The organism is Terrabacter sp. 01T434, assembly GCF_056398545.1.
This window is the reverse complement of sequence record NZ_JBFTPP010000001.1, coordinates 467,893-493,469: the sequence shown is the minus strand read 5'-3', so window position 1 is coordinate 493,469 and position 25,577 is coordinate 467,893. Positions and strand designations below refer to the sequence as shown.

Below are 25,577 nucleotides of genomic sequence, written 5' to 3'. Positions count from 1 at the left end.
GTCACTCATCGGATCGGGTGTCTCCGTCGACGGTGCGGACCGATCCGCACCCGCACGCGAAGGGCCCGGGACGGCATACGCCATCCCGGGCCCACTGCGTGCGTCAGCCGATCACTTCACGTCGAAGCGGTCGGCCTCCATGACGTGCGACCAGGCCGCGACGAAGTCGTGGACGAACTTCTCGGCCGCGTCGTCGCTGGCGTAGACCTCGGCGAGGGCGCGCAGCTCGGAGTTGGACCCGAAGAGCAGGTCGACGCGGCTGCCGGTCCACGTCTGCTCGCCGGCGGCGTTGGTCGCGGTGAACGTGTCGGCGCCCTCGTTCGCAGCGGTCCACGTGGTGCCGAGCTCGAGCAGGTTGACGAAGAAGTCGTTGCTCAGCGTGCCGACACGGTCGGTGAACACGCCTGTCGTCGAGCCTCCGGTGTTGGCGCCGAGGACGCGCAGACCGCCCACGAGGACCGTCATCTGCGGTGCCGACAGCCCGAGCAGGTTGGCGCGGTCGACGAGGAGGTACTCGGCCGGGACGCGCCCGGACTTGCCGAGGTAGTTGCGGAAGCCGTCGTGCTTCGGCTCGAGGTAGCCGAACGACTCGACATCGGTCTGCTCCTGCGAGGCGTCGACGCGGCCGGGGCGGAAGGGCACCTCGACCGTGAATCCGGCTGCGGCAGCAGCCTGCTCGACCGCGACGTTGCCGCCGAGGACGATGAGGTCGGCGAGCGAGACGGTCGAGCCACCGCGGCCGTTGAAGTCGGCCTGGATGCCCTCGAGCGCCCGCAGGGTCGTGGCGAGCTCGGCGGGGTCGTTGACGTCCCAGCCGCTCTGCGGCTCGAGGCGCACGCGGGCACCGTTGGCGCCGCCGCGCTTGTCGCTGCTGCGGAACGTCGAGGCGGACGCCCAGGCCGCCTTGACGAGCTGCGTGACGGTCAGGTCGGCGTCGGCGATGGCCTGCTTCAGCGTGGCGACGTCCTCCGCGCTGACCGGCTCGCCCGAGGCGGCGGGCAGCGGGTCCTGCCAGAGGAGCTCCTCCTGGGGCACCTCGGGACCGAGGTAGCGCTCGAGGGGGCCCATGTCGCGGTGGGTCAGCTTGAACCACGCGCGCGCGAACGCGTCGGCGAACTCCGCCGGGTTCTCGTGGAAGCGTCGCGAGATCTTCTCGTATGCCGGGTCGACCCGCAGTGCCAGGTCGGTCGTCAGCATCGTGGGCAGTCGCTTCTCGCCGTCGGCGTTTGGGGCCGGGATGGTCGCCTCGGCGTCCTTGGCCACCCACTGGTTCGCGCCGGCCGGGCTGTGGGAGAGCTCCCACTCGTGGCCGAAGAGGACGTCGAAGAAGGTGTTGTCCCACTGCGTCGGCGTCGGGGTCCACGTGACCTCGAGGCCCGAGGTGATGACGTCCTGGAGCTTCCCCGTGCCGAAGGACTGCTTCCAGCCGAGACCCTGCTCCTCGAGCGGGGCTCCCTCGGGCTCCTTGCCGACGTACTTCAGCGGGTCGGCGGCACCGTGGGTCTTGCCGAAGGTGTGGCCGCCGGCGATGAGGGCCACGGTCTCCTCGTCGTTCATCGCCATCCGGCCGAACGTCTCGCGGATGTCACGGGCCGAGGAGAGCGGGTCGGGGGTGCCGTTGGGGCCCTCGGGGTTGACGTAGATGAGGCCCATCTGGACGGCTGCGAGCGGGCTCTCGAGGTCCCGGTCCCCGGTGTAGCGCTCGTCGCCGAGCCACTCGGCCTCCGAGCCCCAGTACACGTCGTCGTCCGGCTCCCAGACGTCCGCGCGTCCGCCGCCGAAGCCGAACGTCTTGAAGCCCATCGACTCGAGGGCGACGTTGCCGGTGAGGACGATGAGGTCGGCCCACGAGAGCTTCTGGCCGTACTTCTTCTTGACCGGCCACAACAGGCGCCGGGCCTTGTCGAGGTTGCCGTTGTCAGGCCAGGAGTTGAGCGGCGCGAAACGCTGCTGTCCGGCGCCCGCACCTCCGCGGCCGTCGTGCACGCGGTAGGTGCCGGCGCTGTGCCAGGCCATGCGGATCATGAACGGGCCGTAGTGCCCGAAGTCTGCCGGCCACCAGTCCTGCGAGTCGGTGAGCACGGCCGCGATGTCGGCCTTGACGGCGGCCAGGTCGAGGCTGTTGAAGGCCGCGGCGTAGTCGAAGTCGTCACCGAGCGGGTTTGCGACGGCAGGGTTCTTGGCCAGCACCTTGAGGTTGAGGCGGTTCGGCCACCACTCCTCGTTGCTCGTCCCGCCGGGTCGCGTGGCGCGGTCGTGGGGCACGGGGCACTTGGCGGCCTCCGGCTCGTTCATCTCGCCGACTTCGGCGTCAGGCTTGGCGGTGTGCTGCTGCTCAGACACGGGACGTCCTTCTCTTCTTCGGGATGGGCATTCAGGAAGCGGCCGCCGCGGCGCATGCGGGACACAGTCCCCAGTACGTCACCTCGGCCTGGTCGATGAGGAATCCGTGGTCGGCGGATGCCGTGAGGCAGGGGGCCGCTCCGACGGCGCAGTCGACGTCGGCGATCGCGGCACACGAGCGGCAGACGACGTGGTGGTGGTTGTCGCCGACGCGGACCTCGTAGCGGGCCACGGAGCCGGTCGGCTGGATCCGACGCACGAGGCCGACCTCGGTGAGGGCTCGCAGGACGTCGTACACGGCCTGGTGCGACACGTCCCCCGCGACCTCCCGGACCCGCCGGATCACCGTGTCGGTGTCGGTGTGCGGGTGGTCGTGCAGCACCGTGAGCACGGCGAGACGTTGACGCGTGACACGCAGCCCCGACTCGCGCAGCTGCTCCTCGAGGTCGGCACCGGACATGGTCCGAGTCTGTCCCGCTTTCTGGAAACAATCAAGTCTTCTCGGTGGACTCCCCGCGCCGCTGGCTCCCGCAGGTGCTGGCCTGCGTCTCGTACGATGCGGGTGGCGCGCAGGGTTCGCCCGACCCGGCGAGACCGTGACCACATCGCACACCCGAGGGCGGCGCATGTCACCAGAGAACAGCTCCGGGGCGACCCCGTGGAACCGTCTGATCACGTGGGTCTGGCCGAGCCACCCCGCGCGGTGGCGAGACGTGCCGCGTCGCGTGCGACCCACACTGGTGACGATCTTCCGGCTCACGGCGGCCGCGGTGGCGGCCTACGTGCTCTCCCAGGTGGTCACTCCCGGCACCCCTGACCTGACCGGCCCCCTGACGGCCCTGCTGGTCGTGCAGGCCACGGCCTTCTCGACGATCAAGATGGGGGCCGTCCGGGTCGGCGCGGTGCTCTCGGGAATCCTCGTGGCCACGCTGCTGTCGACCTGGAGCGGGCTCACCTGGTGGAGCCTCGCCGCGGCCATCGCCGCGTCCCTGCTGCTGGCCAAGGTGCTGCGCCTCGGCGACCAGGCCCTCGAGACCCCCATCAGCGCAATGCTCATCCTCGGCGTCAGCAACCACGACATCGCCGCGGAGACCCGGATCGTCAACACCCTGATCGGTGCCGCGGTCGGGATCGCCTTCAGCATCGTCTACCCACCGGCCATGCCGACGGGGGCGGCGAGGCAGGCGCTGCTCCGCGTGGTCGAGGCCGCGGCCTCTGCCCTCGATGCCGCGGGTGAGGCCCTCGAGGCGGGCCCGGTGACCCGCGAGCAGGTCGGGGAGTGGATCGACAGGGTCCGCTCGGCGAACCGCGAGGTCGCCCGGGCCACCGAGACGATCGGCCATCTCAAGGACAGCCGACGGTTCAACCCACGGGCCCTCGGCACCGTCGATGTCGAGCCCGTGCTGGCCTCGGCCCTCGACACCTTCGAGCACTGCCTGCTGGCCATCCGTGCCCTCTTCACCTTGCTGCTCGCCGAGCTGCCCGCCGAATCAGCGCCTGAGGACCCCTACGGTGACGAGCTGCGCTCGGCGTTCGCGGTCGTCCTGCACGACACCGCCGACTGCCTGCGCGCGTTCGGCGGCCTCGTCATCGCCGAGTCCGAGGGCCGCGAGGAGGACACCGAGGATGCGTTGGCGCAGAGCCTCGACATCCTTCGGGAGACCCAGGCCATCCTCACCGAGCTCATTCTCGTGCGTGCCCGTGAGGACACCTCGTCGTGGCTGCTGCGCGGTTCCATCCTGGCCGCCGTGGAGCAGGTGCTGTCACGACTCAACCTCGAGGACCGTGCCCGGGTGTACCAGCAGTGGAAGGAGCAGCAGCAGCGGCGCCGGCTGGCCCAGCTGCCGAGGATCGTCGACGACGTCCTCCCCCACCCCGACCGGCCCTACCCGCGCGGCCTCCAGCGAGGTCGCGTGGGGCGAAGGCGCCCACGTGACGGGCGATGAGAATGGCGTGCGAGCCGGCCGACCTCCGTCGACCGGCCCGCACGCTCGGCTACCCCTGGCTGGGGGTCACTGCGCGTCAGCGCTGGGGATGTAGCCGCCCGGGACCTGCGACGGCGTGTAGATCGTCGAGTCGCCCGGGTAGGGGGCGGCCCAGTTGTGCGCCTGGTACCACGTGAACCGGTTCATCAGCTCGGGGCTCGCGGTGTCAGGGGACGGGTTGCTGCCGTTGAAGCCCTGCTTGACACGCCAGGCCTCCCACTGCGCCGCGACGGCCTTCTCGGACGTCGGCACGGTGGCCGGGCTCGACTGCGCCGCAGCGCCGCTCGCCGCCGGCGTGGTGTCCTGACCGCACGCCGGCGCAGGGGTGACCTGCTCGGTGAGCGGGATCTGGTTCGGCAGCGTGGTGAAGGGCGTCAGGTCGGGCTTGGACTGGAACGCGTCGAACATCGGCGTCGCCGCGGCGAGCTTCTGGTTCAGCGGCTGAGCGCCGAGGATCTGCTCGATGGTGCGCACCATGTTGATCTGCGAGTAGTAGGTGCTGTTGACCTTGCCGTGCTGGGCCCAGGGGCTGATGACCTGCACCGGCGCACGGTGTCCGTCGACGTGGTCCGCGCCGTCCTGGCTGTCGTCCTCCACCACGAAGATGGCCGAGTCCTTCCAGTACTTGCTGTGCGAGATCTCGTCGACGACCTTGCCTACAGCGAGGTCACCGTCGGCGACCTGAGCCCTGGCGTCCGGCGCCCCTCCGGTGTGGTCGCTGGAGAGCCAGAGCATGTTGAAGTTCGCCGGCCCGTCCTTCTCGAAGTGCTGCTTCCAGAGCTGGAAGCGGTAGATGTCGGGGATGTTGACGTCGAACTTCGGGTAGTCGTGCTCGGTGATCGTGTTGAGCGACGGGATCGGCGACTGGGTGTCCGTCTTGACGGACGGGTCCGTCAGGAGGCTGGGGTCGCCGCCGGCTTCGACCTGCTTGGCGGTGCAGTAGTACTTCTGCCACGTCGCGCCGTCCGGCTTGGTCAGGAACTGGGTGAACTCGCCGTAGTTGCGCGCCGTCTTGCCCGCGGACTGGACTGCGGTCCAGAGGAACCCGGAGCGCTGGTGGCCGAGGGCGTCGTCCTCGGTGTCATAGCTGCGCACGTACTCACCGGCACTGGACTCCGTGTACTCCGGGTTGTCACCCTGCATGATCCAGTTGTGGCCCTCGGCGGAGTTGGTGCCGATGTCGTAGAGGTTGTCGTAGAGGCCGAACTGCTTGGCCAGGGCGTGCTGGTTGGGGGTGACCTTCTGCCCGAACTGCACGAGCGAGGGATCGCCGTTGCCACGGCTGTCGTCGCCGTAGACCTGGTCGTAGGTCCGGTTCTCCTTGACGATCATGAAGACGTGCTTGATCGTCGACGGGTCCCCGAGCCGCACGGGCACGGGCACCGCCTTGGCCCGGTGGCCCTCGGCCTGCTTGACGTCGTTGTGGCCCCAGTCGTTCTGGGCGAAGACGGTCGCGGTGTAGCGGCTGATCTCCTTGTCGCTGGGCATCGTGAAGCTCGTCAGGGACGCGGTCGTGCTGTGCGTGTCGTGCCCGCTGACGACGGGGACGCCGTAGCCCTTGTTCGTCGTGATGGCCGGACCGCGGGCGTCGATGCCGCGAGTGTTGGTGACGACAACCCGGTTGCCGACCGTGGCCACGTCGGAGGGGTAGTAGTCCGTCGGCAGCAGGCCGACGTGGCTGACCGGCGCCTGCGGCGTCCCGGCGTAGCGGTAGACGGCGACCGCGTTCGCCCGGCCGAGGGTGACCAGAAGATGCCCGTCCTTGGTCAGCGCGATGCCGGTGGGCTCGTAGCCCACCTTGGCCTTGGGCCACGGCTGCGTCGCGATGGTCTGGACGACGGCGTCCTTGCGGGTGTCGACGACCGACACCGTGTCGCTGTTGGTGTTGGCGACGAAGAGGGCGTTGCCCGCGGCATACAGCGCGGTCGGGTGCAGTCCGACGTCGATCGACCTGACGCCTCTGGACGGAGCCGCGGTGTCGATGACGCTGACGGTGCCCGTCGTCGAGGCGCCGAGGTAGGGGTCGGCCGGGACGTCGGTGCCGTAGGAGTTGATCGTGGGCTCGCCCGGCTTGGCGTGGCGGCCACCCTCGTTGCTGACGTAGAGCTTGCCGCCGACGAATGTCAGGTGCCTCGGTGCGATGCCGACCTTCCAGGTCTGCTTGACCGTGCCGGTCGCCGGGTCGATGGCCACGACGGTGTTCTGGCCGTTGACCGCGACGTAGAGCGTCGACCCGTCGGACGAGTAGACCGACTTGCCGGGAAGGGCTGAGTGGCCGTCGACCTGCGGGAGCGGGAAGCGCGTGGCAGTGCCCAGGGTGCCGTCGGCGTTGACCGGGAACCGGGTCAGGGCGTCCTGCTGGGACAACCAGAGGAACTTGCCGTCGGGCGAGTAGGTCGGGCCCTCCTGGCCGACGCTGCCGTCCGAGAGGGTCTGGTCGACGCCGGCGGCCTTGCCGACGCGGTAGATCAGCTTGTTGGCGGCGAGGTCGAAGACCTGGAGGACGACCTTCTTGTCGGCGCTGCTCGCGGCGAGGAAGCGGCCGTCGGCGCTGACCGTCGAGCCCATGAACTTGCCGTACTGGGTCATGATCCGGTCGCCGATGGGCTTGATCACCTGGTTGTCGGAGATCTGGAGCCCGTTGGCGTACTGCGTGCCGACGGTGTGGTTGCCGAAGGCCCCGGTGGCGGCGGTGGCGATGCCACCACCGACGATGGTGAGGGCCGCGGTACCGGCCGCGGCGACACGGATCCTGCGGGTGGTGCGACGGCGCTCAGGAGCCGGTTCGGAGCCGGAGCGTCGGTGGCGAGTGACCTGCATGATCATCCTTTCGAGGAACTGCGTGACGACAGGTCGACGAGGCTGTCGATCTGCCACAGGGGGTTGGCTGCGTCCCCACTCGGGGTCCGCACCTGGAAGTAGCCGTTCACCTCCTTGGGCCCGTCACCGTCGGCGACGTAGCGCCCTTCGGCGGCGACGTCGAGCTGGTAGAGGGCCGTTCCGACGGCCGTGGCACCGGGGATGTGCCACGACACGGCACACCGCCAGTCGTTGCCCGCTCCCTCGTCGTCGCCGGGCGACCCGGCCCGGAAGCAGGACGCGCTGGTGTGCAGCTGCTCCTCGGTCACGTCCGGGCGCTGGAGCTCGCGGGACTGCAGACGGTAGAGGTGCGCGAACGACCTCGCCAGCGACTGCTCGACCTTGGCCCGGTCGATCCCGGAGCCGCTCGCGGGCGTCGCCACCGCGACGACAGCGACGCTCACGGCCGCCAGGGCGGCCACGGGGAGGACCCCGAGGACCACGGACCGCCTCCCCGACCCGTCGTACGCGACGTCGGTGAAGTCGCGCCGCACGAAGAAGAGGTATGCCAGAGCCGTCGCGACAAGGGCCCAGGCGCTGCTGACGACCAGGCCGATGATTACCGGCCTCGTCTGGGTCGGATCGCTGAACAGGCCCCGCCAGGCAAGGAATCCTTGGCTGGGCAGGGCGAGACGGACGACCGCAGGCATGGGCAGCAGCTGGGCTGCCTGCAGCACGAAGGCGAGAACCGCCGGCACGAGCAGTCCCATCGGCGAGCGGCCCAGCGCGACCGACCCGAGCAGACCCACGGCCGAGAAGGCGAGCGAGGCGACCACCGTGCAGGCCCAGGCGAGCACCACGAGCCGCGCGCTATGGCTCGTGTCGATGAGCTGTCCGTCCAGCCCGACGAGATCCCGGTTGCCCATCACGGCAAGACCGCCGCCGATGCTGGAGACGGCAAGACCGACCTCCATCGCCAGGATCACGGCGGTGCTGGCGAGCGCCTTGGCGACGAAGATGCGACGTGGCGAGCGCACCGCCATGACGAGGTGGCGCCACGTCCCCAGGCGGTCCTCGGCAGCGAAGACGTCGCCGGCCACGAGGGAGGTCAGCAGCGGGAGCGCCCAGGTGCAGGCGAAGCTGAGCACCACGAGGGAGGCTGCCCACCCGGTGGCGAACATCCACCGTCCGAACACGGTGTCGCTCGGCAGCGAGCTCTGTCCACTGGCGGCGAAGATGAAGCCGGCCGGTGCGACCCAGCAGGCGACGAGGACGATCCGCACACGCCATTGGGCTAGCAGCTTGAGCAGCTCGAAGCGCACGCTGGGCCCGAGGCCGGCGGGTCGCGTCACGCGAGCGATCTCCGCCGGCTCGGCCTCGGAAGCCGCTGCCGGCGGCCTCGCGGTCGCCGTGCTCATCGGGCAGCCCCCTGCGTCGCGAGGACGTCGGAGGCGCCGGTGAGTGCGAGGAAGGCTGCCTCGAGAGGTGGGACCACGGGACCGAGCTCGCGGACCGCGACGCGCGCGCCGACGAGCCGGACGACGAGGTCGTCGACCGCGCTGACCGGACCGCGCACGACGACGGCGTCCTCCCCGAGCCGGAGACGTGTGTGTGCGGGGACCAGCTCGAGCGCCGGGTGCCCCGCGATGACCCGACGGGTGGTGTCCGCGTCGGAGGTGAGCACCCGGTAGTCGAGCCGTCCGCTCTCGGCAGCGAGCTTCGCCACCGGCCCGGAGAACACGATGCGCCCGTGCGCCAGGAGCGTGACCGCGGAGCAGAGCGCTGCGAGGTCGTCCATCTGGTGGCTCGAGACCACGACTGCTGCGCCCTGAGCGGCCAGGTCGGCGAGAACCCGGTTGACATGCCGCTTGGCTGCCGGGTCGAGGCCGTTGGACGGCTCGTCGAGCACCAGCAGGCGCGGCTTGGTCAGCAGAGCAGCCGCCAGGCCGAGCCGCTGCCGCATGCCCAAGGAGAAGCCGCGCACCCGGTCGTCGGCCACGTCGAGGAGGCCGACCTGCTCCAGGGCGTGGTCGACCTCGGCGCCACGCTCGGACCCGTGGCCACGCAGCCTCGCGAGCGCGACGAGGTTCTGCCGGGCGGTCAGCGTGGGGTAGAGACCGGGTCCGTCGACGAAACCGCCCACGCCCTCGGCCACCCCGAGCACCCGGTCGACCGGCGCGCCCAGGATCTCGAGGCTGCCCTCGTCGGCGACGGAGAGGCCGAGCAGCAGGGCCAGGAAGGTGGTCTTCCCGGCCCCGTTCGGCCCCACCAGGCCGTGGATCTCGCCCCTCGGGATGTCGAGGTCCACGCCGTCGAGGGCGACGACGTCGCCGAAGTACTTGGTCGTGCCCCGAGACCGGACCGCGAGCGAGCTGCCCATGCTTTCCCTCCAGATCGTCGAACCGGCTCGACGCTAGGGAGGCCGGAGGGTTCGAAGGCGGCGGGAGTCTGAACCCTGGGCAAACCTCACCTTTACCCCAAAAGCCGAAACCTCTCGGCGGGTCCCGGCCATGGTCAGCAAGTCCGTCACCGACGCCACGCCGGACCACTCACCCGATGGGGAACGTGGACGTGCATCAGCGACGAAACAGCGAAGACCTTTGTTCACGAGGGGTTTCCAGAGCCGGCACCCAGCATTGATAGACCCGTCTGGTGTCCACCGTGGACACCCCGAGGAGGAAACATGAACCGTCGTTCCATCGCCCTGACCGCCGGCCTCAGCATCGGCGCTCTCGGGCTCGGTGCCACTCTCGCCACCGCCAGTGCGACCGCTTCCACACACATCGACGGGGGGCACGCCAAGCACGTGCTCCTGCTGTCGGTGGACGGCCTGCACCAAGGCGACCTGGCCCGCTACGTCGTGAAGCATCCGCGCTCCGCGCTGGCCTCGCTCGTCGCGGGCGGCACCGCGTACACGCACGCACGGGCGACCTTCCCGTCGGACTCCTTCCCGGGCATGGTCGCTCAGCTGACGGGCGGCGGCCCCGGCGCCACGAACGTGTACTACGACGACACGTACAACCATGCCCTGCTCGCCCCCGGCACCGTCGACTGCACGACGGCTGCACCCGGCACCGAGGTGCCGTGGACCGAGGCGATCGACAAGTCGCAGAACCCGATCACCCTCGATGCCGGCCAGAAGATCGGCGATCCGGCGCTCACGAGCATCCCGACGAACACGCTCGCGCAGACGCTCGCGAACTCGGCTGCGATCACCAAGGCCATCCTCAAGATGACCCCGACGCCGCAGGCCCTCATCGACCCCGCGGCCCTCCCGGTGAACCCCGCCACGTGCACCCCGCTCTACCCGCACGACGACCTCAAGGTGAACACCGTCTTCGAGGTCGCGCGCGCCCACGGGCTGCGCACGGCGTGGTCGGACAAGCACCCGGCATACGAGATCCTCGGGGGTCCGTCGGGAACCGGCGTCCAGGACCTCTTCACCCCCGAGATCAACGGCGTCGCCGACGCCGCCGGTGACGACTGGTCGACGGACAACGCACTGACGCAGGAGTACGACAGCACCAAGGTCGCAGCCGTCCTCAACGAGATCGCCGGCAAGGACCACTCCGGCACCCACCCGGTGGGCACCCCGGCGGTCTTCGGCATGAACTTCCAGACGGTGTCGACGGCCGAGAAGCTGCCGACCTCGGACGGCCTCGCCGGCGGCTACAACGCGGACGGGACCCCGGGCCCGCTGCTCACCCGAGCCCTGGACTACGTCGATGCCCAGGTCGGCGCCATGCGCAACGAGATCCACGAGCGCGGTCTCGACTCGAGCACGTCGATCATCCTGTCCGCCAAGCACGGCCAGTCACCGACCGACCTCAGCGCCTTGCGTCGCGTCGACGACGGCAAGATCGTCGACAGCATCAACGCGGCGTGGAAGGCCGCCCACCCGGGCGCAGAGCCCCTCGTGACCTTCACGGTCGACGACGACGGCATGCTCATGTGGCTCTCGGACCGCAGCCCGGCCGCGCTCGCCTTCGCCAAGGCATACCTGCTCTCGCACACCGCCCCGGCGAACAAGGCCGGCGACCCCAAGGGCGTCCACTCCACCACCGTGGATTCCTCGGGCCTGACCAAGGTCTACACCGGCTCGGCTGCCGACACCTTGATGGGCGCCCCCCGGGGTGACAGCCACGCCCCCGACCTCGTCGGGATCGCGCAGTACGGCGTCGTCTACACCGGCAACGTCAAGAAGATCGCAGAGCACGGCGGCGACGCCCCTGACGACCGTGACGTCGCCCTGGTCGTCTCCGGTGCCGGCGCTCCCCGCCACGCGGTCGACACCACCCCGGTCCAGACCACCCAGATCGCGCCCACGATCCTGAGGCTGCTGGGCCTCGACCCCCGGGCGCTGCAGGCCGTGCGGATCGAGCACACGAGGACGCTGCCGAAGCTCTGACCGGAGAGCCGTCGACGGCCCGGCTGACGCGCTCACGCCAGCCGGGCCTTCATCCGGGCGCGACCGTGGCGACGAGCTCGACCTCGAAGCCCTCGCCGCTCTCGAGGTACGCGGCGTAGTGACTCGGGCCCCCGGCATACGGGTGCGCGTCGGCGAACATCAGCGTCCACCCGCCCTCGGCACACGCATCGACGAGCGCGTCGACCTCTGCTCGCGAACCGCCATGGAAGGCAAGGTGGTTGAGCCCCGGGCGTCTCCGCTCGTGCCGACCCCGCACGACGTCGGGCCCGGACTCCACGACGACGTAGAGCGAGCCCAGCTCCCACGCCTGGCCGTGCCCCCAGTCATCGCCCAGGTGGTAGCCGAGGCGACCGAGCAGCCAGCCCCACTCACGCCCCGCCGCGGCGATGTCCTCGACCCAGATCTCGACGTGGTGCAGACCTCCCCGCGGGCCGGCGCCGTCGACCACACCGGAACCGGCAACCGCTCCCCCGAAGTCCCATCTCGCCCGCGCCATGTCTGCGCGGCCCCCGTCGACCAGACCACCCACCATGGGCGTCCCCTCGGCACGCCAGTGCCCGAGCGCCTCGTCCTCGAGGCCCTGCGGGGGCCGACCGTCGGATCGGATGACGCGCCACCACGGCACGTCTGAGCCGTAACGGCTCATCACGGTCCCGACCGTGCGCGGCCCCATCCCGCCGAGACGTCGGGCGATGTCGCCGTAGGCCAGCACCCTCCCCTCGGGGATCGTCGCGACGAGATCGAGCACGCGCTCGGCGTGGTCCTCCAGCGGCACGGGGGCCCCTCAGTACTCGGGTTGGCTCGGGTCGATCTCCCGAAGATAGGCGAGTATGCCGCCCTCGACGTTCGCCACGTCGGTGAGCCCCGCGCGCAGCGCGAGCCGCGTCGCCTCGGCCGATCGTCCGCCGACCTTGCAGAGGATGAGAACCCTTCTGTCCGTGGGCAGCTCGTCGAACGCCTCACCAGAGCGGAAGAGGTCGAGGTGGATCGCGACTGCCCCCGGGATGCTGGCGATGGCTCGCTCCTCGGTGCCGCGAACGTCGACGAGCAGCGGCGGCTCATCGGACGCGAGCTCGCCGGCCATCTCGTGCACCGTCACCGTCGGAAGCTCGTCCTCGTCGGGTGCTGCGGCGCCGGGCACCCCGCAGAACTCGACGTAGTCGATGAGCTCGGTGACGCTCGGGTCGGTCCCGCACACGGGGCAGTCCGGGTCGGCGCGGACGGTCAGGGTGTCCCAGGTCTGCCGCAGCGCGTCATGGACCAGCAGCCGACCGGTCAGCGGCTCTCCGATGCCGAGGAGCAGCTTGATCGCCTCGGTCGACTGGACCGAGCCGATGGCCGCGCACAGCACGCCCAGCACCCCTCCCTCGGCGCAGCTCGGCACCGACCCCGGCGGGGGCGGCTCGGGGAAGACGCAGCGGTAGCAGGGTCCGTGGCCTGCCCACCACACCGAGACCTGCCCGTCGAAGCGCAGGATCGAGCCCCAGACGTGCGGTCTGCCGAGCATGACGCACGCGTCGTTGACGAGGTAGCGGGTCGGGAAGTTGTCGGTGCCGTCGACGACGAGGTCGTAGCGCCCGATGATCTCGAGCGCGTTGGACGAGTCGAGCGCGACGTCGTGGCGCTCGACCGTGACGTGCGGGTTGGCCCGGTGCACGGCCGCCTCGGCGGACTCCGTCTTGGGGCGGCCGATGTCGGCGTCGGAGTGGATGACCTGACGGTGCAGGTTCGTGAGGTCGACGACGTCGGCGTCGACGACACCGATCGTGCCGACGCCCGCAGCAGCGAGGTAGAGCAGGGCCGGCGAGCCGAGCCCGCCGGCACCGACGACGAGCACGCGAGCGGCCTTGAGCCGTTCCTGCCCGTCGCGGCCGACCTCGGGCAGCAGCACATGTCGGGCGTATCTCGTCGTCTCGGCCGTGCTGAGTGCCCGACCCGTCTTGACCAGCGGATCCGTCGACATGCCCTCACCGTACTGCTCGGTATGGTGAGACGGACACGGTCGTCCGCGGGGGTGGACGGCGAGGACGACGAGCAACGCGCCCACACGCACAGAGGATCCGCATGGTTGACGAGACGACCCCGCCGGGACGCGGGCAGCGGCTGCCCAGGTCGGAGCGGCGCGCCCAGCTCCTCGACGCCGCCCTGGGGGTGTTCGTCGAGAACGGCTACCACGCCGCCGCGATGGACGACATCGCCGGCCGCGCCGGGGTGTCCAAGCCGGTGCTCTACCAGCACTTCCCCGGCAAGCTCGAGCTCTACCTCGCGCTCATCGACCAGCACACGGGAGAGCTGGAGCAGCTCGTCCGCGACGCGCTCGCCCTCTCGGACAACAAGGCGCGCATCAACACGATGACGCGGGCCTACTTCGACTTCGTCGGCCAGGAGGGCGCGGCCTTCCGCCTCATCTTCGAGTCCGACCTCGCCAACGAGCCCGAGGTGCGCAGGCGCCTCGACCAGATCGACCTCACGTGCGCCGAGGCGATGGCCGAGATCATCCGGAGTGAGACCTCGATGGACCAGCAGGAGGCCGTGCTCGTCGGCGTGGCCTTCGTCGGCCTGGCCCAGACCTCGGCCCGGCACTGGCTGACGCACGAGGCGGAGGTCTCCAAGGAGACCGCCGTCCGGATCACGGCGGCCCTGATCCGCCGCGGCTTCGGCGCCTTCCCCCTCGTCGGGCGCGCCGACGACAAGAGCGAGGGCGACAGGCCCGGCGGCGCGGCAAGGGAATCCGTCGGCACGCCCGCTGGTTAAGGTGACGACAGGACGCGGTCGACCGTGTCCACCAGAACGGAGAAAGCAGGTTTGACGTGGAGGTCCGCATCGGCGTGCAGAACGTGGCGCGCGAGATCACCTTCGAGACGACGCAGTCGTCCGAAGAGATCCACGCCGCCGTCAAGGCAGCGCTCGGGTCAGACGTCCTCGAGCTGACCGACGACAAGGGCGGACGGGTCATCGTCCCGTCCGCGTCGATCGGTTACGTGACGACGGGTGCCGAGCGCAAGGCGGGCGTCGGGTTCGGCGCGCACTGAACGCATACGAGAACAGTTGTGCTGCAAGAGGTCACGTCCGTCACCGTGTGGTGACGACTGAGATCCAGGCAGTGAAGAAGGCCGCCGACCGGAACGGGTCGGCGGCCTTCGTCTTGTCCCGGCGGTGTCCCGGGGCGGTCCGGTGTGGCTCGTGGCCGCCGGACGGGTACAGGGTGGAGGAAGGGCCGGGAACCGCCGGCTCGTCACCGCCGCCGAGCGGGTTCGAAGGAGGAGGCGCAACCGTGATCGGAACCATCCTTGCCGCCCTCGTCGCGGGCGCGATCGTGGGACCGCTCGCCCGACTGGTGCTGCCCGGCAGGCAGGACCTGGGCGTTCTGCCCACCGTCGTCCTCGGCGCCATCGGGTCGCTCATCGGCGCGTTCATCTACTACAAGGCCACCGGTGTCAGCGACACCCTGGGGATCGACTGGATCTCCGGCCTCATCGGTGTCCTCGTCGCAGCCGCGCTCATCGTGGGCTACGGCATGCTCTCCGGCAGCCGCCAGACGCGTTGAGACCGCAGGTGAGGGGCCGATTCGGGCCATCTCGCCACCTTCGCCGTCGACCCACCGCAATCCCGCGGAAATGGCAGGCGTCACATCCACCACACCAGCCCCTTGCGGTGAGACATTGATCTCGTCGCATGTGTTGTCCGCTCCCCTCGCGGACCAACCGGTCGCCCTAGAGGTGGCCAGAAGGAGAGTCACATGATCGGAACCATCATCGCGGCCATCATCGTGGGTGCCATTATCGGCGCCCTGGGCCGTCTCATCCTCCCCGGCAAGCAGAACATCTCCCTGGTGATGACGATCGTCATCGGCATCGTCGCCAACGTCATCGTGACCCTCATCGTGCGCCAGCTGGGCTACTCCAACCAGTCCGGCGGCATCGCGTGGATCCCGCTGATCCTCGGCGCGATCGTCGCGGCGATCCTCATCGTCGTCTACGGCCGCATCAGCCACAAGCAGGTCAACGCCTGACCTGATCGTCGCGGAAGGGCCCGACCAACCGGTCGGGCCCTTTTGCATGCCCGCTCAGGCCGACAGGCCGAGGCGCTCCATGCGGCGGGAGTGCTCGTCCGTGAGCCGTGCGAACATGCGCCCGAGCTCGGCGAGGTCGGCGCCGGGGCGACCGGGCGCCCCGACGAGAATGCTTGCGAGAGCGTCGCGCTCGACGCCGACGCGCTGTGCCTGGGTGAGGGCCTCACCCACCAGGCGACGGCCCCAGAGCGCCAGCCGGCCCGCGAGGCGCGGATCGGCGGCGATGGCCTCCCGCACGACCGTGACGGCGAACTCGGCCTGGCCCGTGTCCTCGAGGACGCTGACGACGAGCGAGCGGGTGTCCTCGTCGACGTAGCGCGAGATCTCGCGGTAGAAGTCCTGCGCGATTCCCTCACCGACGTAGGCCTTGACGAGGCCCTCGAGCCAGTCCGAGGCGCTCGTGCGCTCGTGGAAGGCGTCGACGGCGGGAACGAAGGGCTCCATCGCCGTCTCCGGCTCCACGCCGAGCGACCGGAGTCGCTCGGTGAGGACCGAGTAGTTCTTCAGCTCATGGGCGGCCAGCATGGCCAGCGCCGACTTGTGACGCAGCGTGGGCGCGAGCTCGGCGTCCTTGGCCAGCTGGCTGAAGGCGCGTAGCTCGCCGTAGGCCAGCGCGCCGAGCAGGTCGGTGACGGCCGCGAGGTAGCCGGCCTCGTCGCCCGGTTCGCCCAGGCTGTCCTCGGTGGTCTGGGGCTTCGCGTCCTCACTCATGGGCCCAATCTAGTGATGGAGTTCGGGCGTTCTGCCCGCATGCCGGTAGACTGGGCCGGACAACTCGGTGCCCGGTCGGCCCGATGGTTTGCCCAGGTGGTGCGCGCGGACGTCACGCACCGGTGGAGCCCGCACCACGCGAGAGCCACCCACCGTCCCTGACAGTCTCCGATCGGCCCGTCACGCGCCACTGAGCTCCCGCACAGGCGGGGTGCTCGTGCCGATCGAGAGATGCCCATGACCCAGCCCCACGAGATCCCCGCCGACGCGGGGGTCGCCACGGACGCGCCCGAGACCACCGTCACCGAGACGGTCGCCGAGACGGCTGCCGAGACGGTCGCCCCCGAACTCACCTTCGCGGACTTCGACGTCCACCCCGACATCGTCGCCTCGCTCGCCGAGCACGGGATCGTCACGCCCTTCCCCATCCAGGCCATGACGCTGCCGGTCGCCCTCGGCGGCCACGACATCATCGGCCAGGCCAAGACCGGCACGGGCAAGACCCTCGGCTTCGGCGTGCCGATCCTCAACCGCGTCGTGCCGCCCGGCGAGGAGGCCTTCGAGTCGCTCGCCCGTCCCGGCAAGCCGCAGGCCCTCGCCGTCGCGCCGACGCGTGAGCTCGCGGTGCAGGTCGCGAGCGACCTCGAGCGCGCGGGCCGCAAGCGCGGCGTCCGTGTGCTCACCGTCTACGGCGGCCGTGCCTACGAGCCCCAGGTCGAGGCCCTCAAGACCGGCGTGGAGGTCGTCGTCGGCACCCCCGGTCGTCTCATCGACCTCGCCAAGCAGGGCCACCTCGACCTGTCGCAGGCGCGCACCGTCGTGCTCGACGAGGCCGACGAGATGCTCGACCTCGGCTTCCTGCCCGACGTCGAGACGCTCATGTCGCTGACGCCGGCCTCGCGCCAGACGATGCTCTTCTCGGCCACCATGCCGGGCGCCATCGTGGCTCTCGCCCGCCGATACATGTCCCAGCCGACGCACATCCGTGCGATGGGTGACGAGAACGAGAACGCCCACACCGTCAAGGCGGTCGAGCAGTTCGTCTACCGCGCGCACGCCATGGACAAGGTCGAGATGCTCTCGCGCATGCTGCAGGCCAACGGCCGCGGCCTGACGATCATCTTCAGCCGCACGAAGCGCACCGCGGCCAAGGTCGCCGACGAGCTCGTCGAGCGCGGTTTCGCGGCCGCCGCGATCCACGGCGACCTCGGCCAGGGCGCCCGCGAGCAGGCCCTCCGCGCGTTCCGCAACGGCAAGGTCGACATCCTCGTCGCCACCGACGTCGCTGCGCGCGGCATCGACGTCGAGAACGTCACGCACGTCATCAACTACCAGTGCCCCGAGGACGAGAAGACCTACCTGCACCGCATCGGGCGCACGGCTCGTGCCGGCAACACCGGTGTCGCGGTGACGTTCGTCGACTGGGACGACCTGCACCGCTGGGCGCTCATCAACAAGACGCTCGACCTCGGCATCCCCGAGCCCCAGGAGACCTACTCCAGCTCCGACCACCTCTACTCCGACCTCGACATCCCCACCGACGCCAAGGGCCGGCTGCGCCGTTCGCAGCAGAAGCTGGCCGGCCTCGAGGCCGAGGAGATCGAGGACCTCGGTGAGACGGGCAAGCGGCACGGCAAGTACGGCGCCGGTGCCGGTGCCGGTCGCGGCGGGCGAGGTGAGCGTGGTGGCGACCGCGGTCACGCGCGCTCGCCCCAGCGCGGCCGTGAGGACGCGGAGCCGGCCGATTCGTCGGTGTCGGAGGAGGGCGGCGAGGGCCGTCCCCGCCGCAGCCGCAACCGCCGCCGCACGCGCGGCGCCGGGGCTGCAGCAGCTGGTGCCGTCGCCGCGACCGGTGGCGACGAGAGCAACCGGTCGACGCCTCCGGCCGAGGGCAGCTCGGACGCCGAGGGCGGCTCGCGCCCGCCGCGCCGACGCCGCCGTGGCGGCTCGGGGCGTGGCGGTGCCGGTCGGACCGAGTCGGCTCCCGCCACGAGCGCGACCGAGTGACCTCGCGGTGTCGGGCGGGAGCGCCCGACACCGCACCCAGCACGTGACAGGCCCGGGCCGGGCGACACCACACGGTGTCCGGCCCGGGCCTTCGCGCGTCCGGAACGTCCACGCTGCGGGCGGGTCCGTGGCGCCCGTGCCCCGCGCTCCTAGGCTGGCCGGAGACGCGGCACCGAGGAGGACGGCCCATGAAGCTCCATGACGGCATCAACGGACGACTGCGCTCGTTCATCGAGGCCCAGCCCCTGTTCTTCGTCGCGACGGCCCCGCTGTCACCCGACGGGCACGTCAACGTCTCCCCCAAGGGTCTCGACGGCACGTTCGCGGTCCTCGACGAGCACTCCGTGGCCTACCTCGACCTCACCGGGAGCGGCTCCGAGACCGTTGCCCACCTGCGCGAGAACGGTGGCATCACCGTCATGTTCTGCGCTTTCGAAGGGGCGCCCAACATCGTGCGGCTGCATGGGACGGGTCGTTACGTCGACCTCCACGACGCCGAGTTCGCCTCGTACCGTGGGTGTTTCGCTGAGCACCCCGGCGCCCGGGGCATCGTCGTGGTCGACGTGCAGAGGGTTTCCGACTCGTGCGGGTATGCCGTCCCCCTGATGACGCACGACGGTGACCGCGACCTGCTGACCCGGTGGGCGGACAACCGCGGCGAGGACGGGCTGGCGACCTATCGAGCGTCGAAGAACGCAACCTCGATCGACGGCCTCCCCGCCCTCGACCACGCCGCGCGGACCCCTGACGTCCCACGCTGACGGACCGTCCTGCCGGCGAGGGCGCGGTCCAACCGGCCGGGGCGAACCCACCGAACCTGCTCCACGGCCGGTTCCGGGCACTCGATCCGGCCGATCGGCCCGGCGGACCCGGCGACGCGCCACGGCGACGAGCCGAGGCCGCACCGGGCCCCGGGGACACGAACGGCCGGGTCCCGAAGGACCCGGCCGAACGCATACGCCCACGACGGGCGCACGTCAGACGATGGTCAGGCGTTGATCGTCGCGGTGTCGATGACGAAGCGGTAGCGCACGTCACCGGCCACGACACGGTCGTAGGCGGCGTCGACCTCGCCGGCCGAGATCTTCTCGATCGTCGCACCGATGCCGTGCTCGGCGCAGAAGGCGAGCATCTCGGCGGTCGCGGGAATCCCGCCGATGTTGGAGCCCGCGACGACACGGCTGCCGCCGACGACGGCGCCGGGGGCGAAGTCGTAGTTGCCGGCGGGCAGGCCGACGTTCGCGATGACGCCGAGCGGGCGCAGCAGGCCGATGTAGGTCTGCATGGGCAGGTCCGCGCTCACGGTGTTGATGATGATGTCGAAACTGCCCTTGAGGCTCCCCAGCACACCCTCGTCACCGGTGGCGTGGTAGGCCGTCGCGCCGAGCGCGAGACCGTCCTCCTTCTTGGCGTCGCTGCGGCTCAGCACGCTGACCTCGGCGCCCATGGCCGCGGCGAGCTTGACGGCCATGTGGCCGAGGCCGCCGAGACCGATGACGGCGACCTTCTTGCCCGGGCCGGCGCCCCAGCGCTTGAGCGGCGACCAGACGGTGATGCCGGCGCACAGCAGCGGCGCGGCGACGTCGAGCTCGATGCCGTCGGGGATGCCGACCGCGAAACGCTCCGAGACGACGACCTGCTGGGCGTAGCCGCCCTTGGTCGGCTCGCCGTCGTAGCCCTTGCCGTTGTAGGTCATGACGGCGCCCTTGGAGCAGAACTGCTCCTCGCCGTCCTTGCAGAACTCGCACTCGCCGCACGAGTCGACCATGCAGCCGACGCCGACACGGTCGCCGACCTTGTACTTCGTGACGCCGTCACCGACGGCCGAGACGACACCGGCGATCTCGTGGCCCGGGACCATGGGGAAGATGGCGCTCCCCCACTCCTCGCGGACCTGGTGGATGTCGCTGTGGCAGATGCCGGCGAACTTGACGTCGATGAGGACGTCGTCGTCACGAAGGTCGCGGTGCTCGACGGTCCGGGCCTCGAAGGCGGCTCCGGCGCTCGGTGCGACCAGGGCGGGGGTGGAAATCAAGAGGGTGTCTCCTTCGTGGTGGGTGGCGACGCTCTTCGGTCCAGCGCAGCCTCACCCCGATTCATTCCCCGCCCACGGGTCCGCTCGAACGTGTGCGACTCGGTCACAGCCTCGCCAGCAGCGACGTGGCGACGTCGCGGTAGGCCTGGGCACCCTTCGACGTGCGAGCCGTCGCGAGGATCGAGCGACCGACCGCCGGGGCCTCGGCGAAGCGCACCGTCTTGGGGATCGGCGGCTCGAGGACGGGAAGGTCGTAGCGCTCCCCCACGTCGGCGAGCACCTCACGCGCGTGGTTGCTGCGGCCGTCGAAGAGGGTGGGCAGGATGCCCCACACCTCGAGGTCGCGGTTGAGGATCTTCTGCACGTCGGCGACGGTGTCGAGCAGCTGCCCCACGCCGCGGTGGCTGAGCATCTCGCACGGCATCGGGATGATCAGCGCGTCGGCGGCCGTGAGGGCATTGAGCGTCAGCACCCCGAGGCTCGGCGAGCAGTCGAGCAGCACGACGTCGTATGCCGTGTCGAGGCCTTCGAGGGCCGACCGCAGGACGTACTCGCGACCGGGTCGCGGAAGGAGCATGGCTTCGGCACCGGCGAGGTCGATGGTCGAGGGCACGAGGTCGACGCCCTCCTCGCACGTGACGACGACGTCCCCGACCTCGGCGCGGCCGGTGAGGACGTCGTGGATCGAGCTCTCGACGGTGTCGGGGTCGACACCGAGGGAGAAGGTCAGACACGCCTGCGGGTCGAGGTCGACGAGCAGGACGCGCCGACCGAGCTCGGCGAGCGCTGCACCGATGCTCGCGACGGAGGTCGTCTTGGCGACCCCGCCCTTCTGGTTCGCCAGGGCGATCGTCGTGGGGCCGCTGTCACGAGTGGTGCGTCTCGCGCTGTGGCGCGTGGCGGTGGAGCGGTCGCTCGTGGGAGTGCGGGGCGGCATGCGGCCAGTGTGTCAGGTCGGGCGCTCAGAACGCCGCGATCGTCCGCGGGGCACGCTCGGCACGTGACAGAGCCGACACGACCGCCCCCTGACCGTGCCGGCGCACGGCGAGTCGGGTCAGCAGGGCGACCACGGGGCTGAGCACGTCGTCGGGCAACGGCGGCGACGTGAAACCCACACTGGCGGCGACGTCCTCCCCGTGCACGACGATCTCCATCATCCGGCCGGTGAGGAAGTCGTCGCGGCGCAACGCCCACCCCGTCCACGGGATGAGCACCGCCCGGTCGGGGTGCTGGTCCGCGAGCACGTCGGGCAGGGCCGCACGCGCGGCCACGACCGCTTCCAGGAGCGGGTCGCGGCCGGCCTCGGCCTGTGCGTCGCTGCCGGAGCGAATCGAGACGTTGACGTCGTCGTCGAGGGCGCCCCAGACCCACGCTGACCGCGCGTAGTGCTCGTCGAGGGCGATCGCCTCGGGAGACGGCTCGCCGCGCAGCAGGTCGAGCGCGATGAGCGGCTGGCTCGCGAGGTGGGCGACGAGTCCCCCGACGTCCCACTCGGGCAGAGCGCTGGGCTGGTACCAGGCCGCGGCGACGTCGTCGCGCGACAGGACGGAGATGACGTGGTCGGTCGCGGCCAGAAATGCCGGCCGGAGGTCGAGGTCAGGCACGGTCGCGCTCCGTCGGGGTGGTGTCGTAGCCGGCAGGCTCGAGGCCGGCCCAGTCGGACTTCTCCGGGCCCATCTGCTGGCCCTCGGGGCAGTGCGCCCGGAAGTCGCACCACGAGCAGATCGCCGAGGTGCGCGGCTCGAACCGGGTCGACTCGACGCCAACCTCCTTGAAGTCCGCGTCGGCCCGGCGCAGGTCGGAGGCGATCGACTCGGCCTCGGCGATCTTGCGGGCCAGCGATTCGTCGGTGTGTTCGTGCGCGGCGACGGTGCCCGACGGCACGTGGTGCAGCTCGACCCGGTGACAGGGGCGACGGAACATGCGGGCGGCCGCGACGGCATACAACGCCAGCGGCAGCGACGTGCGCGCGTCGTCGTCGGTGGGGACCTGGCGCCCCGTCTTGTAGTCGACCACGACGAGCTCGCCCTCGCGGTCGTCGAGGCGGTCGATACGGCCGGTGATGGCGACCTCGTCGGTCTTGAGCGACACGCTCCGCTCGATGCCGACAGGCTGGTTGTCGCGGTCGCTGACGCGGAGGTAGTCGGTGACCGCGTCACGCACCCGCAGCCGCCAGGCGGCGGACTGCTCGGGGTCGCGGAAGCCGACGTCGATCCACGACGTCCGGACGAGCTCGGCCACGCCCGCAGGCGTGCGGTGGCCGGCCGGCAGGTCCCAGAAGTCGCGCAGCACGTTGTGGGTCGCGATGCCGACCGAGGTGTGGGCGCGCTGCGGGCGGGCCTGCGGCCGCGGACGGTCGAGGTACTGCATGCGGTAGCGACGCGGGCAGTCGAGCCACGCGAGCAACCGCGACGGCGAGCCGGAGTAGAGCGGTGTGGGCATGCCGGCGAACGTCGTCTGCTCCGCGGGTCCGGTCGTCACGCCGATACCCTACGACGCGGGGCCGACACCACGTCCGACGACATCCCCACCCCAGCGCCGTGGGCGGGCAACGACCGCGAGCCGGTCTGCAGCCGTGTGGAACTCGCGTTCGAGCTCGGCTACGACCTCGCCCACGGGAGCCACGGAGCGAATGCTCTGGAGGCCTTGCCCCGCCGCCCACAGCTGCGACCAGCGCTTGGCCTCGGACTGGCCCACGTCATAGCTGGGCACCCTGCCTCCGGCGAGGTCGTCGGGGTCGAGGCCGTGGGCGCTCAGGCTCGGGCGCAGCCACGACGCGTCCGCACCGGTGATGCCGTCACTGACGACGAGGTCGTCAGGACCGTGGTCGACGACCATCTGCTTGTAACCCTCGGCCGCCCGGCTCTCCGTCGTGGCCAGGAACCGCGTGCCCATGTAGACGAGGTCGGCTCCGGCGGCCACGGCGCCCGCGACACCGGCACCGTTCGCGATGCCACCGCCCACGGTGACGAGGCCGTCGAAGAGGTCGCGCACGGCCGACACGAAGGCGAAGGGCGACAGGTGGCCGGTGTGTCCTCCCGCCCCCGCACTGATGCAGGCGAGCCCGTCGACTCCCGCGTCGATCGCCTTGCGGGCGAGGACGAGGTCGATGACGTCGGCCACGACGAGTCCGCCGTAGCCCTTGACCGCGTCCATGACGGGGCGGGGAGAGCCCAGGGCGGTGATGACGACGGGCGGCCGGTGCGCCGCCACGAGGGCCAGGTCGTCGGCGAGCCTGGTGTTGCTCCGGTGGGTGATGAGGTTGACCGCCCAGGGCGCGGTGCCCGCCCCCGAGGCGATGGACCCCAGCCACTCGTCGAGCTGCTCCGGCGTCCGGCAGTTCTGCGTCGGGAACGCGCCGAGGATGCCGGCCCGGGCCGCGGCGACGACGAGCTCGGGCCCCGACACGAGGAACATGGGCGCTGCGACGATCGGCAGCCGCAGCGATCGCAGCAGCTCGCCCGGCGTCACCCCGGGGCCCCGCCCCGGCGCAGCGTCCTCTTGAGCACCTTGCCGACGGCATTGCGCGGCAGCTCGTCACGCACCTCGAGCCGTTCCGGGAGCTTGAACGACGCGATGCTCCGCTCGCGCAGCCAGGCCACGAGCTCGTCGAGCGTCAGGGACGCCCCCGCACGCAGGACGACGACCGCTGCGACGCGCTCCCCCAGCCGCTCGTCGGGGTCGCCGATGACGGCGACGTCCGCCACCGCTGGATGGTCGCCGATGAGGCCCTCGAGCTCGGCCGGCGCGATGTTCATGCCGCCGCGGATGACCTGGTCCCGCGCCCGGTCGAGGTAGCGGAGGTACTGTCCCTGGTCGCCCGCGATCTCGAAGAGGTCGCCCGTGCGCAGGTAGCCACGGTCGTCGAAGGGGCTGGGCAGCTCGTCGCCGTGGAGGTAGCCCGCGAAGACGCTCGGACCGCTGATGTGCAGCTCGCCCGCGTGCCCGGGCACCGTCACGTCCTCGCCCGTCACGATGTCGACGAGCCGGGTGTCGGTCCACTCCCCGGCCCGCGTCGACCACGTGACCCCGGGGGCGCCGAACCGCGGGAAGAACTGCGCCCGCACGTCGGGGTCGGGGAAGTCGACCGGACTCGACAGCAGCCCGACCCCCTCGTTGGACCCGAAGAAGTTGATGACGCTGATCCCGTGGCGCTCCTGCCAGCCGCGCACCATCGCCGGCTGCAGCGGAGCCGAGCCGGAACCGATCCGCGTGAGGCTGCTGACGTCGACCGTCGCCATGAGGTCCTCGTTGCCGAGCAGCATCCAGAGCAGCGCCGGCGGGGCGCACGTGTAGGTGGCGCGCTCCACGGCGACCTGCCCGAGGAACGTCGGCAGGTCGAAGGGGTGGTGCTGCACCAGGACGCACCCGGTGAGCAGCCATGGCAGGAACATCCCGCTGATGCCGGCCATGTTGATCATCGGGAACGGGTTGAGCAGCACGTCGTCGGTCGTGACCTGCGGCGCCTCGGTCGTCGCGATGCCGACGGCCAGCCAGTCCATGTGGCAGCGCGGCACGCCCTTTGGCGCGCTCTCGGTGCCCGAGGTCCAGCAGATCGTCACCGCGTCGTTGGCCTCGTTCGGGTCGTCCGCGGCATACGCCTCCACCGCCTCGCGGTCGCCCGCGGTGGCCGGCCCCGGATGCCACACGCGGACGCCGATCGGCACGTCCGCACTCTCCACCTCGGGGCCGTACGCGACGACGGCGCGCACCGAGTCCACCTCGGCGAGCGCCGTGGCGGCATCGGCCGCCAGCGCACGGTCCCCGAAACGCCCACAGCTGAGGTATGCCGTCACGTCGGCTCGGGCGCACATCGTGGCCACCTCGCGCTCGCGCAGCTGCACGGGCAACGGTGACACGACGACCCCCAGCCGCCACGCCGCGAGGTAGACCTCGACGAGCTCGACGGCGTTGGGGAGCTGGACCCCGAGCACGTCGCCGCGACCCAGACCGAGCGACAGGAGGCGGGCGGCGAGGGAGGTGACCTCGTCGTCCAGCTCGTGCCAGGTCAGCCGGCGCGGCGGCGACCCGAGCAGCGCCTCGCGGTTGGCCGGGTCGACGACGGCGAGCGCGTCACCGCGGGCGGCCACCTGGTCGGCGAAGATCCCGTCGAGCGTCTGCTCGCCCCACCACCCCCTGGCGCGGTAGTCGGCGACCTTCTCGGCCGGGTGCAGTCCCCGTGTGTCAGCCATGGCC

Annotated in this window: 22 protein-coding genes; 8 read left to right on the top strand and 14 right to left on the bottom strand. The window is 70.9% G+C overall.

Going from position 1 to position 25,577, the window contains the following annotated elements; translation table 11 throughout:
• Nucleotides 1–111: 111 nt before the first annotated feature.
• Together katG and AC1DIW_RS02375 are read right to left on the bottom strand one after the other, a co-directional pair.
• Nucleotides 112–2,295, bottom strand: coding sequence for a catalase/peroxidase HPI (gene katG / locus AC1DIW_RS02380; protein WP_478106703.1), 2,184 nt, complete (start codon nucleotides 2,293–2,295; stop codon nucleotides 112–114).
• Between the two features lie 79 nt (nucleotides 2,296–2,374).
• The gene (locus tag AC1DIW_RS02375) at nucleotides 2,375–2,803 is read right to left on the bottom strand and encodes a Fur family transcriptional regulator (protein ID WP_442280035.1); all 429 of its coding nucleotides are present in this window, start codon (nucleotides 2,801–2,803) and stop codon (nucleotides 2,375–2,377) included.
• Between the two features lie 166 nt (nucleotides 2,804–2,969).
• Here AC1DIW_RS02375 and AC1DIW_RS02370 point away from each other — a divergent pair, with 166 nt between their 5' ends.
• Complete coding sequence (locus tag AC1DIW_RS02370) at nucleotides 2,970–4,289, top strand: FUSC family protein (protein WP_478106323.1); 1,320 nt, start codon at nucleotides 2,970–2,972, stop codon at nucleotides 4,287–4,289.
• A 66-nt stretch (nucleotides 4,290–4,355) separates the two neighbouring features.
• Here the strand turns inward: AC1DIW_RS02370 and AC1DIW_RS02365 are convergent, their stop codons facing one another.
• Genes AC1DIW_RS02365 through AC1DIW_RS02355 form a run of 3 tightly spaced genes read right to left on the bottom strand, consistent with a single transcriptional unit; the run spans nucleotide 4,356 to nucleotide 9,507 of the window.
• The gene (locus AC1DIW_RS02365; protein ID WP_478106322.1) at nucleotides 4,356–7,148 is read right to left on the bottom strand and encodes a bifunctional YncE family protein/alkaline phosphatase family protein; all 2,793 of its coding nucleotides are present in this window, start codon (nucleotides 7,146–7,148) and stop codon (nucleotides 4,356–4,358) included.
• A 2-nt stretch (nucleotides 7,149–7,150) separates the two neighbouring features.
• A complete protein-coding gene (locus tag AC1DIW_RS02360; RefSeq protein ID WP_478106321.1) occupies nucleotides 7,151–8,545 on the bottom strand; it encodes an ABC transporter permease in 1,395 nt (464 codons plus the stop codon).
• Nucleotides 8,542–9,507 carry an ATP-binding cassette domain-containing protein gene (locus AC1DIW_RS02355; RefSeq protein WP_478106320.1) on the bottom strand — a complete coding sequence of 322 codons (966 nt, stop codon included), beginning with the start codon at nucleotides 9,505–9,507 and terminating at the stop codon, nucleotides 8,542–8,544. The genes AC1DIW_RS02360 and AC1DIW_RS02355 overlap by 4 nt, the downstream gene beginning before the upstream one ends.
• A gap of 303 nt (nucleotides 9,508–9,810) precedes the next feature.
• Between AC1DIW_RS02355 and AC1DIW_RS02350 the strand changes: the two genes are divergently transcribed.
• Nucleotides 9,811–11,535, top strand: a complete 1,725-nt coding sequence (locus AC1DIW_RS02350) for an alkaline phosphatase family protein (RefSeq protein ID WP_478106319.1) — start codon at nucleotides 9,811–9,813, stop codon at nucleotides 11,533–11,535.
• A 49-nt stretch (nucleotides 11,536–11,584) separates the two neighbouring features.
• Here the strand turns inward: AC1DIW_RS02350 and AC1DIW_RS02345 are convergent, their stop codons facing one another.
• Together AC1DIW_RS02345 and moeB are read right to left on the bottom strand one after the other, a co-directional pair.
• Nucleotides 11,585–12,331, bottom strand: a complete 747-nt coding sequence (locus tag AC1DIW_RS02345) for an MGMT family protein (RefSeq protein ID WP_478106318.1) — start codon at nucleotides 12,329–12,331, stop codon at nucleotides 11,585–11,587.
• 9 nt (nucleotides 12,332–12,340) lie between these two features.
• Nucleotides 12,341–13,519: a molybdopterin-synthase adenylyltransferase MoeB gene (moeB, locus tag AC1DIW_RS02340; RefSeq protein ID WP_478106317.1), complete on the bottom strand. Its 1,179-nt coding sequence runs from the start codon at nucleotides 13,517–13,519 to the stop codon at nucleotides 12,341–12,343.
• A gap of 101 nt (nucleotides 13,520–13,620) precedes the next feature.
• On the opposite strand from moeB, the gene AC1DIW_RS02335 reads away from it, so the two are divergent.
• The 4 genes from AC1DIW_RS02335 (at nucleotide 13,621) to AC1DIW_RS02320 (ending at nucleotide 15,568) form a co-directional block, all read left to right on the top strand.
• A complete protein-coding gene (locus AC1DIW_RS02335; protein WP_442280027.1) occupies nucleotides 13,621–14,310 on the top strand; it encodes a TetR/AcrR family transcriptional regulator in 690 nt (229 codons plus the stop codon).
• Between the two features lie 56 nt (nucleotides 14,311–14,366).
• Nucleotides 14,367–14,588 carry a DUF3107 domain-containing protein gene (locus tag AC1DIW_RS02330; protein ID WP_478106316.1) on the top strand — a complete coding sequence of 74 codons (222 nt, stop codon included), beginning with the start codon at nucleotides 14,367–14,369 and terminating at the stop codon, nucleotides 14,586–14,588.
• Between the two features lie 242 nt (nucleotides 14,589–14,830).
• Nucleotides 14,831–15,103: a GlsB/YeaQ/YmgE family stress response membrane protein gene (locus AC1DIW_RS02325; protein ID WP_442280025.1), complete on the top strand. Its 273-nt coding sequence runs from the start codon at nucleotides 14,831–14,833 to the stop codon at nucleotides 15,101–15,103.
• Nucleotides 15,104–15,295: 192 nt separating this feature from the next.
• A complete protein-coding gene (locus AC1DIW_RS02320; RefSeq protein WP_442280024.1) occupies nucleotides 15,296–15,568 on the top strand; it encodes a GlsB/YeaQ/YmgE family stress response membrane protein in 273 nt (90 codons plus the stop codon).
• A gap of 54 nt (nucleotides 15,569–15,622) precedes the next feature.
• Here the strand turns inward: AC1DIW_RS02320 and AC1DIW_RS02315 are convergent, their stop codons facing one another.
• Nucleotides 15,623–16,339, bottom strand: a complete 717-nt coding sequence (locus AC1DIW_RS02315; RefSeq protein WP_442280023.1) for a ferritin-like fold-containing protein — start codon at nucleotides 16,337–16,339, stop codon at nucleotides 15,623–15,625.
• A 237-nt stretch (nucleotides 16,340–16,576) separates the two neighbouring features.
• Here AC1DIW_RS02315 and AC1DIW_RS02310 point away from each other — a divergent pair, with 237 nt between their 5' ends.
• Nucleotides 16,577–18,346: a DEAD/DEAH box helicase gene (locus AC1DIW_RS02310; RefSeq protein ID WP_478106315.1), complete on the top strand. Its 1,770-nt coding sequence runs from the start codon at nucleotides 16,577–16,579 to the stop codon at nucleotides 18,344–18,346.
• A 188-nt stretch (nucleotides 18,347–18,534) separates the two neighbouring features.
• The gene (locus AC1DIW_RS02305; protein ID WP_478106314.1) at nucleotides 18,535–19,107 is read left to right on the top strand and encodes a pyridoxamine 5'-phosphate oxidase family protein; all 573 of its coding nucleotides are present in this window, start codon (nucleotides 18,535–18,537) and stop codon (nucleotides 19,105–19,107) included.
• A gap of 227 nt (nucleotides 19,108–19,334) precedes the next feature.
• Here the strand turns inward: AC1DIW_RS02305 and AC1DIW_RS02300 are convergent, their stop codons facing one another.
• The 6 genes from AC1DIW_RS02300 to AC1DIW_RS02275 form a co-directional block, all read right to left on the bottom strand.
• Entirely contained in the window at nucleotides 19,335–20,381 is a 1,047-nt protein-coding gene (locus tag AC1DIW_RS02300) for an NAD(P)-dependent alcohol dehydrogenase (RefSeq protein WP_442279929.1), read from the bottom strand.
• A 103-nt stretch (nucleotides 20,382–20,484) separates the two neighbouring features.
• Nucleotides 20,485–21,318, bottom strand: a complete 834-nt coding sequence (locus AC1DIW_RS02295; protein ID WP_478106313.1) for a ParA family protein — start codon at nucleotides 21,316–21,318, stop codon at nucleotides 20,485–20,487.
• A gap of 25 nt (nucleotides 21,319–21,343) precedes the next feature.
• Nucleotides 21,344–21,985 carry a maleylpyruvate isomerase N-terminal domain-containing protein gene (locus AC1DIW_RS02290; RefSeq protein WP_442279931.1) on the bottom strand — a complete coding sequence of 214 codons (642 nt, stop codon included), beginning with the start codon at nucleotides 21,983–21,985 and terminating at the stop codon, nucleotides 21,344–21,346.
• Nucleotides 21,978–22,862, bottom strand: coding sequence for a RecB family exonuclease (locus tag AC1DIW_RS02285; RefSeq protein ID WP_442279932.1), 885 nt, complete (start codon nucleotides 22,860–22,862; stop codon nucleotides 21,978–21,980). The genes AC1DIW_RS02290 and AC1DIW_RS02285 overlap by 8 nt, the downstream gene beginning before the upstream one ends.
• A 9-nt stretch (nucleotides 22,863–22,871) precedes the next feature.
• Nucleotides 22,872–23,852, bottom strand: a complete 981-nt coding sequence (locus AC1DIW_RS02280) for an NAD(P)H-dependent flavin oxidoreductase (RefSeq protein WP_478106312.1) — start codon at nucleotides 23,850–23,852, stop codon at nucleotides 22,872–22,874.
• Entirely contained in the window at nucleotides 23,849–25,573 is a 1,725-nt protein-coding gene (locus tag AC1DIW_RS02275) for a class I adenylate-forming enzyme family protein (protein ID WP_478106311.1), read from the bottom strand. The genes AC1DIW_RS02280 and AC1DIW_RS02275 overlap by 4 nt, the downstream gene beginning before the upstream one ends.
• Nucleotides 25,574–25,577 lie beyond the last annotated feature (4 nt).

Coding starts and splice junctions, on each gene's coding strand:
- AC1DIW_RS02370 (WP_478106323.1), top strand. CDS start 2,970: ATGTCACCAGAGAACAGCTCCGGGGCGACCCCGTGGAACCGTCTGATC.
- katG (WP_478106703.1), bottom strand. CDS start 2,295: ATGAACGAGCCGGAGGCCGCCAAGTGCCCCGTGCCCCACGACCGCGCC.
- AC1DIW_RS02315 (WP_442280023.1), bottom strand. CDS start 16,339: ATGAGTGAGGACGCGAAGCCCCAGACCACCGAGGACAGCCTGGGCGAA.
- AC1DIW_RS02310 (WP_478106315.1), top strand. CDS start 16,577: ATGACCCAGCCCCACGAGATCCCCGCCGACGCGGGGGTCGCCACGGAC.
- AC1DIW_RS02350 (WP_478106319.1), top strand. CDS start 9,811: ATGAACCGTCGTTCCATCGCCCTGACCGCCGGCCTCAGCATCGGCGCT.
- AC1DIW_RS02305 (WP_478106314.1), top strand. CDS start 18,535: ATGAAGCTCCATGACGGCATCAACGGACGACTGCGCTCGTTCATCGAG.
- AC1DIW_RS02320 (WP_442280024.1), top strand. CDS start 15,296: ATGATCGGAACCATCATCGCGGCCATCATCGTGGGTGCCATTATCGGC.
- AC1DIW_RS02275 (WP_478106311.1), bottom strand. CDS start 25,573: ATGGCTGACACACGGGGACTGCACCCGGCCGAGAAGGTCGCCGACTAC.
- AC1DIW_RS02365 (WP_478106322.1), bottom strand. CDS start 7,148: ATGCAGGTCACTCGCCACCGACGCTCCGGCTCCGAACCGGCTCCTGAG.
- AC1DIW_RS02375 (WP_442280035.1), bottom strand. CDS start 2,803: ATGTCCGGTGCCGACCTCGAGGAGCAGCTGCGCGAGTCGGGGCTGCGT.
- AC1DIW_RS02295 (WP_478106313.1), bottom strand. CDS start 21,318: ATGCCGCCCCGCACTCCCACGAGCGACCGCTCCACCGCCACGCGCCAC.
- moeB (WP_478106317.1), bottom strand. CDS start 13,519: ATGTCGACGGATCCGCTGGTCAAGACGGGTCGGGCACTCAGCACGGCC.
- AC1DIW_RS02360 (WP_478106321.1), bottom strand. CDS start 8,545: ATGAGCACGGCGACCGCGAGGCCGCCGGCAGCGGCTTCCGAGGCCGAG.
- AC1DIW_RS02355 (WP_478106320.1), bottom strand. CDS start 9,507: ATGGGCAGCTCGCTCGCGGTCCGGTCTCGGGGCACGACCAAGTACTTC.
- AC1DIW_RS02335 (WP_442280027.1), top strand. CDS start 13,621: ATGGTTGACGAGACGACCCCGCCGGGACGCGGGCAGCGGCTGCCCAGG.